This is a genomic window from Metapseudomonas boanensis (assembly GCF_042232855.1).
GTDB classification, from domain to species: domain Bacteria; phylum Pseudomonadota; class Gammaproteobacteria; order Pseudomonadales; family Pseudomonadaceae; genus Metapseudomonas; species Metapseudomonas boanensis.
On sequence record NZ_CP113889.1, the window covers coordinates 1,729,158 to 1,743,296 of the forward strand.

Sequence of the window (14,139 nt, forward strand, 5' to 3'; positions counted from 1 at the left end):
TGGCCTTTACCGATGATGGTTATCCTGGCTCTGTTCCAGGGTCTCCATCAGAGCGATCTGCATACGCGAGTGCACGCGGATCAGCCAGCGCCAGAGCAAGGCACTGACACCCGCAGCCAGCAGCGCAATCATCACCAGCAACTCCAGCGTCGGCAGGATGCTCGCCGACAATGCCATCAGCAGCAACAAGATGCCCAGCAGGGACAACAGCGGAATCACCTCGGCGATCACCTTGCGCACCCGCTCGGTATGGCGACCGGCCTTGTCCGGCGTCACGCCCATTTCTGCCAGGAGCATCGAGAGCGCCTTCAGCTTGCGATAGGCCGCAATGAGGAAGGGCAGCGACAACAGCAGCGCACAGCCCCAGATCAAAGCCTTCTGCTGGTTCGGTGAAGCCACCCAATCGCTCAGCCGACTGGCAAGGGGATCGGCGAAGTAAGCGCCGCCCAAGAAAATCGCCACCACCAGGGCCAGGTTCACCCCGACCTGCAGCAGGATCTTGCGGATCATCCCGGCCAAGACGGCGTTCTGCCCCTGCGGCTGGATACTGCGCAACCACTCGCCATACATGCCGAATACGCGAGCGATGCGCTGCGGCATCACATTCGCGAGCCGCGCCGATAGAGGGTCCGCCGCCCGAATCAGGTAAGGGGTCAGCAGCGTGGTGATCGCCGAGACCGCAACCGCCACCGGGTAAAGGAAGTCACTGGTGACCTGCAGGCTGATGCCCAGCGCGGCGATGATGAAGGAGAACTCGCCGATCTGTGACAGCCCCATGCCGACCCGCAGCGACGTACGTCCATCATTACCGGCGATGAAGGCTCCCAGCCCGCACGAGAGCATCTTGCCCAGGACCACTGCGAGGGTGATCACGGCGATCGGCCAGGCGTAATCCAACAGGACCTTGGGGTCGATGAGCAGGCCGATGGCCACGAAGAAGATCGCGCTGAACATGTCGCGCACCGGCTCCACCAGCCGCTCTATCTGCGCCAATTGGCGCGACTCCGCCATGATCGCGCCGATCAGGAACGCGCCCAGAACCATGCTGTACTCCAGCTTCACCACCAGCAGGCAAAATCCGAAGCAAAGGCCGAGCACCGTCACCAGCAGCACCTCGTTGCTCTCGAACTTCGCCACATAGGCCAGCAGGCGCGGCACCAGCAGGATGCCAACGACCAGCGCGACGATCATGAACAGGCTCAGCTTGCCCACCGTGGCAAAGACCTGCCCCGGCTCCACGGAGCCACTGACGGCGATGCCGGAAAGCAGGGCGATGATGCCGATGCCGAGGATGTCTTCAACGATGAGGACGCCAAAGATCAGTTGCGCGAAGCGTTCGTTCTTCATCTTCAGGTCGCTGAGGGCCTTGACGATGATGGTCGTGGAGGAAATCGCCAGGATCGCACCGAGGAACAGAGAATCCATGGCGCCCCAACCGAAATAGCTGCCGATCTGGTAACCAATCCAGATCATCAGGACGATCTCCAGGAATGCGGCGATGAACGCCGTGGCGCCGACCTGTAACAGCTTGCCCAGGCTGAACTCGAGGCCTAAGCAGAACATCAGGAAGATCACCCCGAGTTCAGCGAGGATCTTGATCGTATCCTCGTCATGAATCAGCTCGAAGGGGGGGGTGTGCGGGCCGATGATGAACCCAGCGACGATGTAGCCCAGCACAACCGGTTGTTTGAAGCGGTGAAAGAGGATGGTCACCATGCCCGCGACCAGCATGATCACGGCAAGATCCTGAATGAAACTGATGGCATGCATGGCGACGACCTCCTTGAATCAATACGCAGCACAGCAGGCCCAGGCGAAGTACTCGCTTGGTTCCAGTGGGGCCCTTGTCAGAAATATGGATGTTCTGCTGAAGAATTTTCGGAGAGTACCATCGGCGGATACTGCGCCAGGGCGGCGCAATATGCCGATACAGTTCAACCGTTTCTGCGCGCCTGGATGTTGTCGAGTTCGAGAAGGTTGAGCAGGAACTGGCCGAAGTAGCTCAGGTCCTGCTCGATGGCTGCCCGGGCGGCCTTGCCGTCACCGGCCTGGAGCGCCTTGAAGGCATCCTCGTGGAAGTCGTTCAGGCGCAGCGACAGGTCCGCTTCGGTGAACAGACGATTGAAGAAGGGCCCGACCTGCAACCACAGCGTCTCAATGGTGCGCAGCAGGATGGGATTGGCGCAGGCGCGGTAAAGAGTCATGTGGAACAGGCTGTTGTCATTCAAGTAGCCCTGTACATCGCGGCCTTCGATGGCAATGTCCATGCGTCTCATGCAGCCCTGCAGCGTTTCCAGCTCGGCCGCGGACAAGCGCGCTGCGGCAGCTTCCACGGCCAGGCCTTCCACGGCCATGCGCACCTGGAATATCTGCGTGAAGCGCTCGCGGGTCATGGGCGGGACGCGCACCGAGCGCTGCGGCTCGCCCTCCAGGGCGCCTTCTGCCACAAGGCGCTGCAAGGCGGCGCGCACCGGCATCGGGCTGGTCCCCCAGGCGGCCGCGAGATCACGGATCTTCAAGCGTTCGCCGGGTTTGAACTGGCCTGCCAGCAGGCCTTCGCGTAGTCGTTGGTAAAGCTGTTCCTGCAGGTTCTCGGCCATGGGCATATCACCGTGCAAGGGCCGGTGGTGCCGGCAGTTGGTTCAGGGTCAGGCTGCAGTTGCGCATATCAGGGGGCCTTGTTCTCGATCAGACAATTGCCACCGTCCACTACCAGCATTTCACCGGTGATGTAGCTGGCTTCGGGGGAGGCGAGGAACGCCACGGCGGCGGCCACTTCTTCAGGGCGGCCGGCGCGGCCGAGCGGAGTGTATCGCGCGGCCTCGATTTCTTCTTCCGTACTGGAAGCTGTGCCGATCCAGCCCGGCGCCACGCTGTTCACAGTGATGCCCTGGCGCGCCACCTCCAGCGCCAGGCCCATACTCATGCCCAGCATGCCAGCCTTGGCCGCGCTGTACGCAGCCTCGCCGATATTGCTGCCACGGGTGCCGGTGGTGGAGCTGATGTTGACGATGCGGCCGTAGCCACGCGCACGCATGCCCGGCAGCACGGCGCGGGTCAGCAGGAAGGCGGTGGAGAGGTTGCGCGCCAGCGACAGGTTCCAGGTCGCGAAATCCATGTTGGCGAGTTCGGCGAAGGGTTCCGGGCTGCCCTGCATGGCCATGCCGGCATTGTTTACCAGGATATCTACGCGGCCCCAGACGGATTCGGCCCAGGTAACCAGATCAGCTACCTGCTGCTCGTCGGTCAGGTCCGCCGGACGCCCTTCGACCTCGAAGCCTTCAGCACGCAGTTCAGCCACGCGCTCGGCGATCCGTGCGCTGCTTGCGGTGATCAAGAGCCGCGCACCAGCCTGACCCAGGCGCCGGGCAATGGCCATGCCGATCCCCGACGCACTGCCCGCTCCGCTCACCAGGGCCACCTGGCCCTGCCATACTGCTTGTGTCATCTCGACCTCTTTGTGATCACAAATATGAGCTCAGGCTAACTGATCTGAGTGATTACGCCAATTCTTGACATGATTGTGATCACAAATGCAGGATGTGCAAAAATTCGAACGAGGTGTTCAACATGACTGCCAGTGGAATCAGCCAAGCCAGCGTAGAAACGTTCGCCGCCCGCGAGCGCGCCCGTTTCCTCGAGCGCAACCCGAAATCCGTCGCCCTCGCCGAACGTGCGCGAAAATCCCTCTACGCCGGCGTACCGATGCACTGGATGGCCGACTGGTCCACCCCTTGCCCGCTGTTCGTAGAGCGCGCCAAAGGCGCTCGCTTCTATGACGTTGACGGCCACGAGTACATCGACTTCTGCCTGGGCGACACCGGTACCATGTTCGGCCACTCGCCGGACCCCGTAGCCCGCGCCATTGCCGAGCAGGCCAACAACGGCCTGACCACCATGCTGCCGGGCGAGGACGCGGTGGTCTGCGGTGAGTTGCTTGCCGAGCGCTTCGGTCTGCCTTATTGGCAGGTGACCGCCACCGCTACCGACTCCAACCGCTACGTGCTGCGCTGGGCCCGCGCCATCACCGGGCGCAAGACCCTGCTGGTGTTCGACGGCTGCTATCACGGCACCGTGGACGATGTAATGGTGCGCTACCGCGACGGTCAGACCGTGCAACGCTCAGGCCTGGTCGGCCAGGCCTACGACCTGACCCAGTACAGCCGCTCGATCCCCTTCAACGATGTCGAGGCGCTGGAAGCCGCGTTGGCCCAAGGTGACGTCTGTGCCCTGCTCTGCGAGCCAGCCATGACCAACATCGGCATGGTGCTGCCCGATCAGGGCTTCATGCAGAAGTGCCGCGAACTCACCCGCAAGTACGGCAGTCTGCTGATCATCGACGAGACCCACACCATCTCCACCAACATCGGCGGCTGCACCAAGCTGTGGAACCTCGACCCGGACTTCTTCGTGGTGGGCAAGCCCATTGCCGGCGGCGTGCCCTGCGGCATCTTCGGCTGCAGCGCGGAGATGGCTGAGCAGATGCTCGCCTCGCGCAGGAAGGCCCAGGAAGACAGCCATGGCCACGGCCACAGCGGCATGGGCACCACCCTTTCGGCCAATGCCCTGGCAATGCACTGCATGCGCGCCAACCTCGAGCAGGTGATGACCCAGGCGGCCTACGACCACATGCTGCCACTGGCCAAGCGCCTGGCCGACGGCTTCCGTCGACTGATTGCCAAGCACGACCTGAAATGGTCCGTGACCGAACTGGGCGCGCGCAGCGAATTCCAGTTCTGCCCCATATCACCGCGCACCGGTGCCGAGGCCGAGGCCGCCTTCCATGACGAACTGCAGATGGCCCTGCACCTCTACCTGATCAACCGCGGCATCCTGATCACACCGTTCCACAACATGACCCTGTGCTGCCCGGACACCCTTGAGTCCGACGTGGACAAGCTGATCACCACCCTCGACGAAGCGCTGAGCGAGCTGCTGGCCATCCCCGGCGCCCGACTTTGAACCTGCCTTCTCCCTCTGGGAGAAGGTGCCCGAAGAGCGGATGAGGGGAGCCCGGCTTCCCTCACCCCGCCCCTCTCCCAGGGGGAGAGGGAAAACCAAGGACATCACCATGCAATTCGCCAATATCCAGGAAGCCCGTGACTTCCTCGACCAACACCCCGAAGTGCGCAGCTTCGAGCTGATCCTGATCGACGCCAACGGCGTACCGCGCGGCAAGCTGCTGCACCGCGACGAACTGCTGGCCATTTACGAGAACGGCCGCCCGTTGCCCAGCTCCATCCTCGCCCTGACCATTCGTGGCGAAGACGTGGAAGACACCGGCCTGGTCTGGGAAGTGGCCGACGCCGACTGCTGGACTTATCCCCTGCCCGGCAGCCTGACCCTGCAATCCTGGCGGGCAACACCGACCGGGCAACTGCAGGTCAGCATGCATCCGACCCAGGGCCTGCCGGCCTCCCCGGCCGATCCGCGCCACGTTCTGGTGCGAGCCATCGACCGCCTCAAGGCCGATGGCTACCACCCGGTGATGGCCGTGGAGCTGGAGTTCTACCTGCTGGACAAGAACCGTGACGCCAACGGTCAGCCACAACCCGCCGTGCAGATGAACGGTGTGCGCCCGGCCGCACCACAGGTCTACGGCGTGTATGAGCTGGAGCAACTACAGCCGTTCCTCGACGACCTCTATGCCGCGTGCGAAGTGCAGGGACTGCCCGTGCGCACCGCGATTTCCGAGTACGCACCCGGCCAGCTCGAACTGACCCTGGAGCACCGCTTCGACGCCTTGCAGGCAGTCGACGAGGGTGTGCGCTACAAGCGCCTCGTCAAGGGCGTAGCCAACAAGCACGGGCTGCAGGCCTGCTTCATGGCCAAACCCTTCGGCGACCGCGCGGGCAGCGGCCTGCACATGCACGTCAGCTTGGCCGATGCCGAGGGCAACAACCTCTACGCCAGCGAAGATCCGTACGGCACACCACTGCTGCGCCACTCGATCGGCGGCATGATGGCCAGCCTGCTCGACTCGCTGGCGATCTTCTGCCCCAATGCCAACTCTTTCCGCCGCTTCCAGGCCAACAGCTATGCGCCGCTGGCCAAGAGCTGGGGCGTGAACAACCGCACCGTGTCGTTCCGCGTTCCGGGCGGACCCGCCAAGAGCCGGCACATCGAACACCGCATCTGCGGTGCCGACGCCAACCCCTATCTGGCCGCTGCGGCGATCCTCGCCGGCATCCACCGCGGTATCCGCGAGCAACTGGACCCGGGGGAAGCCATCACCGGCAATGGTTATGCACAGGCCAAGGAATTCCTCCCCACCGACTGGCTCACCGCGCTGCGTGCGCTGGAGTCATCCGAATGGGCAAAAGAAGCCCTGGGCGAGGATTTCCTCAAAGTGTTCCTGGCCATCAAGCAAGAGGAATACCGCCAGTTCATGGGCGAGGTCGGTGAGCAGGACTGGCGCTGGTACCTGACCCATGCCTAAGCAGGAGGAAATCGGCTAGGCTGACCTCAAACCTCATCCAGGCCTGCTCGATGAAGGCGTGTACCCTCGCATTGCTGTTGTTGATCCTCGGCACCTGTGAGGCCGAGCCACTGCGCGTGGGCCTGGAAAGCCAGGATTACTTGCCCTATTACCGCGCCCTGCCCGGGCGCCCCGCCGAGGGCTATGCCATCGCCCTGCTGCAGCGCTTCGCCAGCAGCCAGGGCATGACACTGGAACTCGAAGCGCTGCCGATCAATCGCCTGCACCGCAACCTGCAAACCACCGACCGGCTGATGCTGGTGTTCCCCGACAACCCCGACTGGTCCCGCCAGCTCAAGGGTAGCCAGCACATGCAATACAGCCGCCCGGCCATTCGCATCATCGACGGCAGCCTGGTGCTGCGCGAGCACCTCGGCCGTGGCATCGACAGCGTTCGCCGTCTAGGTACCGTGCGCGGCTTCACCCCGGAGGCCTGGCGTGAACGCCTGCAGAATGGTCAGGTGCAGTTGGTGGAGGCCAGTGATATCGGCAGCCTGGTGCGAATGATCCTGCGCCTGCGCATCGACGCGCTGTATGCCAACCCCGAAGTGCTGCGCCATTACCTCAAGCAGCAGACCGACCTGGGCGGTGATCGCCTGGTGCTCGACCCGGATCTGCCCCTGGCGCGCACCGCCTTCCATGCCAGCAGCCTGAAACACCCGGAGCTCCTGGAAGCTTTCGACCGCTTCCTCGCCGAGCATGCCGATGAACTGGCGCAGCTACGCCGTACCCATGGCCTGGCCTGCAGTCCCAGCGACCTCACTGAGGACAGCCCGGCGTGCACCGCCCCCGCGGCGGCAGGAACACCCTGACGCAAAGGGTTATCCACCGCGATTGCCTCGCCGGGCGATTTGGTCAGGGAATTGCACGGAATCGGCACCTGTGGCGCCAACCGCACAGGCCGCGTCTACTTGTTCCAGCCACCAGACTGATGAGGCCATCATGGAACCCGGAACCGCCCAGCTGTCGATGACCGTGCTAATGACCCCGGACATGGCCAACTTTTCAGGCAATGTCCACGGCGGCACGCTGCTCAAGTACCTTGATGAAGTGGCCTACGCCTGCGCAAGCCGCTACGCCGGCCGCTACGTGGTCACACTTTCGGTTGACCAGGTGATCTTCCGCGAGCCGATCCACGTCGGCGAACTGGTCACCTTTCTCGCATCCGTGAACTACACCGGCAATACCTCGATGGAGATCGGCATCAAGGTAGTCACCGAAAACATCCGCGAACGCTCGGTGCGCCATACCAACAGCTGCTTCTTCACCATGGTGGCCCTCGACGACGAGCGTCGCCCAGCCCAGGTGCCGCCCCTGCAGCCACTTACCGCCGACGAGAAACGCCGCTACGTCCAGGCCCAGCAGCGCCGCCAGATCCGCCAGGAGCTGGAAAAGCGCTACCAGGAAATGCGCGAGGGCAGCTGAGCCCTCACTTCCCGCCTTGTACCCAAAACCCGTGGATGGTGCTGTGGGTAACTTGTAGAGCAAGCGCTGCAGCCCAGAGGCTGCGCGCCCTCTTGGGATTCGACTATTTTTTGAGCGTTTTCAATAAGTTGGGTGATGCACTACGCACAGATACTGTGCGCCAGCCTGTGGACAACCTGTGAGGCCAGGTCTCCAACCCGCGTCGTTCCTGACGTCCAAATCCATGCTTATCTTTTGATCAGTGCTGTTCCGCGGATTGGGCCCAAGCGCAGGAAAAACCAACAAGCCAAGCCTCCAGCCCAGCAACAGGGCCGTAGCGACACCTTCTCCCCCAAATTCCGTGGATAGCACTGTGGATAAGTTGTCCATGGATGCCCAGGAGCGACTCCAGCCGGTACTTTCCACTGAATGGGCATTTTCTGAACAAAATCATAGGGATAACTCCTGCCTTGCACACAGAATCTGTGCAGGCAGCTGTGGATATACTGTGAGGGCATTGCTGTAAGCCTTGTTGTCTATGGCCCACAGCGATCAGGGTGTTTTTTGATCAGCTCCGTCTTCCTCCCCCTGAGTGTGGATGTCCACGGAGTCGAGGCCAGGCTCAACGAATCCGAATGATCCGGGAAGCTGCTTGGCACCGGCTGTCGGGCTTCGCAAAGCTGAGGCCAAGCATATGAATCAAGCGACGAGCGGTGAACTGTTCACAGGAGAGGGAAAACTCTCCATCTTTTACCCAAATACCGTGGATGCAATTGTGGATAACCTGTAGTTCAACCCTTGGGATCGAGGCTAGCCGTGACTTACAGGACTTTGTGCATTTTTCGTTCTACTTCAACTAGTTATGCCAAACATTGCGCACAAAAACTGTTGGGGCATTTGTGGATAATCTGTGAGGGAATGCCTAGATCCCTTGTGCTATGTGGCTTTAAACAGCTTGAACATTATTTGATCAGGCGAACCATACACTGCCAAGACTGTGCATAAGTCGCCAGGCTGCGCTGTTCGGCAGCGAAGTCTGAGATTTCCTGTGGCCCATGAAATCCAGACTTTGCCCTTTATTGGGCTTCGCAAAGATCAACCAAACCTGCAATTCGCGCGGCAAGCGGCGAACTGTTCACAGAACACGGAGAAGTTTTCCATCTTTTGCCCAAATCCCGTGGATGCAATTGTGGATAAGCTGTAGTTCGTCTGCTGCGACTGATGCCAGCCTTGGCTTGCATGCCTTTGATCAATTTTCGTTCTATTTCAACTAGTTAAGCCAAACATTGCGCACAATAACTGTTAGGCCATCTGTGGATAATCTGTGAGGGAATGCCTAGACCCCTTGTCGTACGGGGCTTTAAGCCTACTGATCACTATTCGATCAAAGGAGCGATACGTGGCCAAGACTGTGAATAATCCGCCAACTTGGTGCTGTGCTTCAGTGCAGCCTGATATTTCCTGTGGCCATCAAGTCCAGAATTTACCCGTTGGTGCTCATCGCAAAACGAAACGCATCCTGCAAGCGATGCAGCGAGCGTCGATCTATTCACAGGCAACCGGGTACTTTCCCCGTTTTCTACCCAAATTCCGTGGAAGGAACTGTGGGTAAGTTGTCCATGGAACTCCAGGGCCCACGGCTGCCATGGGCTCCAGGCTTTTGAATGTTTTTCGAGCAATTTCAACAAGATAGCGAAGTGGCTGCACACAGAATCTGTGCAGCCGCCTGTGGACAAGCTGTGCGGGCATTGCTGGAAGCCCGATGTGGCGTGGCCTCCATAAATCTGTTCATTTTCTGATCATCCTCTCCGACCTGACCGTTAACCCCCGAAACAGCCGAAAACCTGGATGCTGCCCGTCTCGGTCATCTGCCAATTGCCGTTCCAGCTACCCTGGCTCTGCCATACCCGCGCCGGCGGGTGCTCCTTGCAATAGATGGAAGCTAGGAGGGGGCGGTAATTACCGGTAGATCAAGCCACCGAACGGCCGCTGTGGATAACCCTCTCCCTCCGTCAGCGGAGGGAGAAGAAGTGGTCCGGCCAGAAACGCTCGGCCCGCGCGCTGGGCATAACGTCAGTGCTGGTGCTGAGCCACAGCAGCCGGCGCTTCCTTCTGCACATGGATTTCCACTTCCAGGTCACCGGCCTTCTGGAAGTGCAGGGTCAGGGGGAATTTGTCACCGTCGTTCAGCGGCTGCTTGAGGCCGAACATCATCAGGTGGTAACCGCCCTGCTCCAGGCGCACTTCACCACTCGGGGGAATCTCCACACCGCCCTGGACCTGCTGCATCTTCATCATGCCGTCCTTGTGCAGGTGCTCGTGGATCTCCGTCTTGCCGGCGCGAGCGGTATCGGCACCGAGCAGCTTGTCGACCTGCTCGCCCTTGTTGTGGATAACCAGGAAAGCAGCGCCGTTGGGTGAAACCGCGGGTACCGCCAGGGCCCAGGGATGCTCGATATGCAGCGAGCCAAAGTTGTAGTCATGGGCGGCCAGGGTGGCGGAACAGCTCAGCAAGGCCCCCAGGGCCAGCAATGTCTTACGCATGTTGGAACTCCATTCGTTCGATTGACTGGCGCCCACCCCAGCGGGCGCCAACTGCTTTCCATTCACGAGCTAGCTCGCGATCGCCTTGCTCACGCCGATGCGCGACAGCACCAGCCGGTCCAGCGCCCAGACCGCCAGCAGAGACATGCCTACCAGCGGAAAGACAATGCCGAGGCCGATCATGATCATCACTGCGGTTTTCCACAACGGCAGGTCATGGCGCAGCGGCGGCACGCCCAGGCTCCCCTGTGGACGGCGCTTCCACCACATCACCAGTCCGCTCACGGCACTGAGCAGAATCAGCAGGCACACGCCGAACATCAGCAGTTGGTTGGCCAGCCCGAAGAACTTGCCTTCGTGCAGAACCACGCCCATTTCCACGCTTCTGGCCACAATGCCGTAGTCCTTCCAGCGGATATCGGCCAGGACCCGGCCGCTGTACTGGTCGATATGCAGGGTCGCGTCGTTGCGCGGATCATTGGCGAACACGGCAATGGTAAACACACCTGTAGCGTCGGCTGGCAAGGTGATGCTGTAGCCAGGCAGCACGCCACGCTCGCGAGCGGTGTCGACCACTTGCCGCAGGCTGACCTGACTGGCAGACGGAGCATCTTCCTGGGTCACATGCCCCTTGTGCGCGGCATGAGGGTCGGAGACCGGCAGCGGAGTGTTCTCCACCGCCCAGGCCACCGTCTGGTCGGTAGCGCTGTTGAGGGTACGAGCCTGCAGCCCGGACTTCGGTACCTCGTTCCACATCGCCGCCGGGAAGCGGTTCCAGACGGCAGCGAAGGACTCGCCCCAGTACCCCGTCCAGGTCATGCCGGTCAGTAACATGAACAGCAGCAGCAATGAACCCCAGAAGCCGGTCACTGCATGCAGATCGCGCCAGAACAGCCGACCGCGGCTGGCCAGGCGTGGCCAGAACACCCCGTGCACGGCTTGCCCACGCGGCCACCAGAGGTAAAGTCCGGAGACCACCAGGACTACCGCCCAACCTGCCGCCAGCTCGATCAGTCGGTCACCCAGGGTGCCAATCAGCAACGTGCCGTGTAACGAACGCGAGATGGCCTGGAGATTGTTCTCCGCATCCTGAATACCCATGATCTTGCCGCTGTAGGGGTCGACGAAGACATTCTGTTTGCGGCTGTCCAGCGTGGCCACGAACTGCGCGCTGCGGTCGACGTCCGCCGGTGGCAGGTACTGGCTGACAGCGGCCTGTGGATAAGCCTGCCGCAGGCGCTCCAGCTGCTGATCGGCGCTGAGCGCCTGGGAACCCGGCTGGACGCTCATCAGGTCGCTGTAGAGCAGATTGTCCAGCTGCGGTTTGAACAGATAGATGCCGCCGGTCACGGACAGCATGATCATGAACGGAATGACGAAAAGCCCGGCATAGAAATGCCAGCGCCACGCCAGGTTATAGAAGGAGACCCTGTTGTTGGCCATTGTCGTACTCCCGGATAAGGATGTGCCCCCGCCTGGCCGTGGCTCACGAGCGGCCACGCAGGTACGCGGAGCAGCCCACGGCAGCGCCAGGACCAGGTTGCTCATGTCCAGCTGCGGGGCGGATCGGTTCTATTCAGGCGAGTACGGCAGGAGGAGCGCGGGTCAGCGCATTGGGGAACACCGCTGAAGCGGCATGGCCGCGGTGGACGGCCGCAAAGATCCGGGGGCTGGCAGGATTCGTCAGAAAACCGGCCAGCAACGGTGCAGGGCTGAGGGCCGGCGAATTGAACAACAGCGTGCAGTAGCCGCATTTGGCCCAGGTTGTCTCGTGTCCGGGCTGCGCCGGCTGCTCGGTCGAGAGCTGATGATCCGTGGCACAGGCCAGTTCGCCCATCCACGCGGGTACAGCCTGTCGAGGGGGCGTCAGCGACTGGGACAATAAGGGACCGGCGAACACCAGCAGCATGGCCAGAAGGCCAAGCCAGGCACCACGCTGATGTCGTCTGCCGTAGGTCACAGGAGCTCCCGGGCCGGTCCGTCGGAAGGGCGCTTATGCTAGCCAAACGCCTCGCTGGGAAAAAGCCTAGCCGCTGGGGCAGATGGCCGCAGGCCGTACATGAAGAAATCCGCACCGACCGGCAGCGTGCTTCACGGCGGGAGTCCCAGGACAGCTGGAGCGCGCAATGCGAGAATCCCTGGCTTTTGCTGGAGCGCCAAGGAGGTGTGCCCCGTGGAAATCCTTTACTTCTCGCCGATGCTGCTGGGGCTGAACCTGATGCTGGCCAGCGCGGTAGCCTGCACGGGCCTCTGGTACTTTTCGAGGCCTTACCAGGGGCCTGGATTCTGGATGACCGGCACCTGGACACTGATCCTCGGCATCCTCTTCTTCATGGGCTTCATGGCCAGCGGCAGCCGAACGCTCAACGTGTTGGGCAATGCCACCCAACTGGCTGGGGAAGCGATCCTGCTGCTGGGTGTCTTCCGCTTTCTCGGACGTCGCCTCCCGTACTGGACGGTGCCGCTCAGCGCCGGTCTGATGGCTGCCGTAAACACCTGGCACTGGTTCAGCCCACTTAATTCGGAGCTGCTGATCGCGATCTATGCCGGCATCGCCGGTATTCTGCCCTTGCAGGCCTGCTGGGCACTGTTCATCGAATGCAGCGAAGCCGAGCTGCGCAGTGCACGTCTGTTCGTCGCCATCACGCTTTCTGGCTATGCGCTGGTGACCCTTCTGCGCGGTGCCATCGGTTTGTACGACTGGCAGCAACACATCGAGCATGCCGACGTCACCCGCTCGGTGAGCTACCTTCTGCCCTACAACTTCGGCATCCCGCTCTGGGTTATCGCCCTGGTGGGCCTGGCCCTGCTGACAATGCGCCGTATCCTTAGCGACAGCCAACGCAACGCGCGCCAGGCCGAAGCCAGTGCACGCCGGTTCGAGCGTCTGATGAATGTGGCCAATGCAGGGATGCTAGTGGTGGAGCAAGGCCGTATCCAGGACGCCAACCCCATGCTTGAACGGCTGGTTGCGCTTCGCCGTGATGCGCTGCTCGGCCAACCGCTCAGCCTGCTCTTCAACGCCGGCCAGGCGCCTCTGGTGCATGACCTGCTGAGTCGGGCCGATGGTCGCCCACATGACGTAGAAGCTTTGCGTGGCGATGGTGCAGGCTTTCCCGCCGAACTGGCCGTCGCGGCACTGGACGACACCTGCCAACGACTGGTGGAGATTCGCGATGTCAGCCATCGCAAGGCCCTGGAGAACAAACTGCTGCACCTCGCGACCACCGATCCCCTGACCGGCGCCCTGAATCGTCGGGCATTCGAGGAGCGCGCCGAACAGGAGCTGCAGCGCGCCCGGCGGCAGCGCACGGCGCTGTGCCTGGCCCTGCTCGACCTTGACCATTTCAAACGCATCAACGATCGGCATGGCCACCAAACCGGTGATGAGGTACTCCGCCAGTTCAGCCACCTCTGTCAACAACAGGCCCGACGTACTGACCTGTTCGCCCGCTACGGGGGCGAAGAGTTCATCCTCGTGCTCCCGGACACGGCGGCGGAATCTGCCAAGCACCTGCTGGAGCGCATCCGCCAAACCCTGGAGTGCTTGGAACTGCAAAGCCCCGACGGCCCGCTGCGGGTCAGCGTCAGCATCGGCCTGGCCGCACTCACCGAGGACCAGAACCTGCTGGGCTTGCAGGCAGCTGCCGATGCGGCCCTTTATCAGGCCAAGGAGCGGGGACGAAACCGCGTCGAACTGGTCCGCTGAATTC

The 14,139-nt window shown here is 61.9% G+C and carries 11 protein-coding genes; 5 read left to right on the forward strand and 6 right to left on the reverse strand.

Features of this window, described 5'->3' with window-relative positions; translation table 11 throughout:
• Positions 1-6: 6 nt before the first annotated feature.
• The 3 genes from OXH74_RS07910 to OXH74_RS07920 form a co-directional block, all read right to left on the reverse strand.
• Positions 7-1,770 carry a cation:proton antiporter gene (locus OXH74_RS07910; RefSeq protein WP_375740747.1) on the reverse strand — a complete coding sequence of 588 codons (1,764 nt, stop codon included), beginning with the start codon at positions 1,768-1,770 and terminating at the stop codon, positions 7-9.
• A 164-nt stretch (positions 1,771-1,934) separates the two neighbouring features.
• A complete protein-coding gene (locus tag OXH74_RS07915) occupies positions 1,935-2,600 on the reverse strand; it encodes a GntR family transcriptional regulator (protein WP_215375574.1) in 666 nt (221 codons plus the stop codon).
• A gap of 68 nt (positions 2,601-2,668) precedes the next feature.
• Positions 2,669-3,448: an SDR family NAD(P)-dependent oxidoreductase gene (locus OXH74_RS07920; RefSeq protein WP_375740748.1), complete on the reverse strand. Its 780-nt coding sequence runs from the start codon at positions 3,446-3,448 to the stop codon at positions 2,669-2,671.
• 122 nt (positions 3,449-3,570) lie between these two features.
• Here OXH74_RS07920 and OXH74_RS07925 point away from each other — a divergent pair, with 122 nt between their 5' ends.
• The 4 genes from OXH74_RS07925 (at position 3,571) to OXH74_RS07940 (ending at position 7,903) form a co-directional block, all read left to right on the forward strand.
• Entirely contained in the window at positions 3,571-4,962 is a 1,392-nt protein-coding gene (locus tag OXH74_RS07925; RefSeq protein WP_375740749.1) for an aspartate aminotransferase family protein, read from the forward strand.
• 109 nt (positions 4,963-5,071) lie between these two features.
• Positions 5,072-6,439, forward strand: coding sequence for a glutamine synthetase family protein (locus tag OXH74_RS07930; RefSeq protein WP_375740750.1), 1,368 nt, complete (start codon positions 5,072-5,074; stop codon positions 6,437-6,439).
• Positions 6,440-6,489: 50 nt separating this feature from the next.
• The gene (locus tag OXH74_RS07935) at positions 6,490-7,290 is read left to right on the forward strand and encodes a substrate-binding periplasmic protein (RefSeq protein ID WP_375740751.1); all 801 of its coding nucleotides are present in this window, start codon (positions 6,490-6,492) and stop codon (positions 7,288-7,290) included.
• A 130-nt stretch (positions 7,291-7,420) separates the two neighbouring features.
• Positions 7,421-7,903, forward strand: a complete 483-nt coding sequence (locus OXH74_RS07940) for an acyl-CoA thioesterase (protein ID WP_375740752.1) — start codon at positions 7,421-7,423, stop codon at positions 7,901-7,903.
• Between the two features lie 2,052 nt (positions 7,904-9,955).
• On the opposite strand, the gene OXH74_RS07945 is transcribed toward OXH74_RS07940, so the two are convergent.
• The 3 genes from OXH74_RS07945 to OXH74_RS07955 all read right to left on the reverse strand — a co-directional run bounded on the left by OXH74_RS07945 (position 9,956) and on the right by OXH74_RS07955 (position 12,386).
• Positions 9,956-10,426 carry a copper chaperone PCu(A)C gene (locus tag OXH74_RS07945; protein WP_375740753.1) on the reverse strand — a complete coding sequence of 157 codons (471 nt, stop codon included), beginning with the start codon at positions 10,424-10,426 and terminating at the stop codon, positions 9,956-9,958.
• A 69-nt stretch (positions 10,427-10,495) separates the two neighbouring features.
• Positions 10,496-11,869 (reverse strand): PepSY-associated TM helix domain-containing protein, encoded by a 1,374-nt coding sequence (locus OXH74_RS07950; protein ID WP_375740754.1) that lies wholly within the window; start codon positions 11,867-11,869, stop codon positions 10,496-10,498.
• Positions 11,870-12,002: 133 nt separating this feature from the next.
• A complete protein-coding gene (locus OXH74_RS07955; RefSeq protein ID WP_375740755.1) occupies positions 12,003-12,386 on the reverse strand; it encodes a DUF2946 domain-containing protein in 384 nt (127 codons plus the stop codon).
• Positions 12,387-12,599: 213 nt separating this feature from the next.
• Here OXH74_RS07955 and OXH74_RS07960 point away from each other — a divergent pair, with 213 nt between their 5' ends.
• Positions 12,600-14,135: a diguanylate cyclase gene (locus OXH74_RS07960; protein ID WP_375740756.1), complete on the forward strand. Its 1,536-nt coding sequence runs from the start codon at positions 12,600-12,602 to the stop codon at positions 14,133-14,135.
• The last annotated feature ends 4 nt before the right edge of the window (positions 14,136-14,139 follow it).

What these genes read in the sequence shown, in the direction of transcription:
- OXH74_RS07910 (WP_375740747.1), bottom strand. Translation starts at nt 1,770, where the DNA reads ATGCATGCCATCAGTTTCATTCAGGATCTTGCCGTGATCATGCTGGTC.
- OXH74_RS07915 (WP_215375574.1), bottom strand. Translation starts at nt 2,600, where the DNA reads ATGGCCGAGAACCTGCAGGAACAGCTTTACCAACGACTACGCGAAGGC.
- OXH74_RS07920 (WP_375740748.1), bottom strand. Translation starts at nt 3,448, where the DNA reads ATGACACAAGCAGTATGGCAGGGCCAGGTGGCCCTGGTGAGCGGAGCG.
- OXH74_RS07925 (WP_375740749.1), top strand. Translation starts at nt 3,571, where the DNA reads ATGACTGCCAGTGGAATCAGCCAAGCCAGCGTAGAAACGTTCGCCGCC.
- OXH74_RS07930 (WP_375740750.1), top strand. Translation starts at nt 5,072, where the DNA reads ATGCAATTCGCCAATATCCAGGAAGCCCGTGACTTCCTCGACCAACAC.
- OXH74_RS07935 (WP_375740751.1), top strand. Translation starts at nt 6,490, where the DNA reads ATGAAGGCGTGTACCCTCGCATTGCTGTTGTTGATCCTCGGCACCTGT.
- OXH74_RS07940 (WP_375740752.1), top strand. Translation starts at nt 7,421, where the DNA reads ATGGAACCCGGAACCGCCCAGCTGTCGATGACCGTGCTAATGACCCCG.
- OXH74_RS07945 (WP_375740753.1), bottom strand. Translation starts at nt 10,426, where the DNA reads ATGCGTAAGACATTGCTGGCCCTGGGGGCCTTGCTGAGCTGTTCCGCC.
- OXH74_RS07950 (WP_375740754.1), bottom strand. Translation starts at nt 11,869, where the DNA reads ATGGCCAACAACAGGGTCTCCTTCTATAACCTGGCGTGGCGCTGGCAT.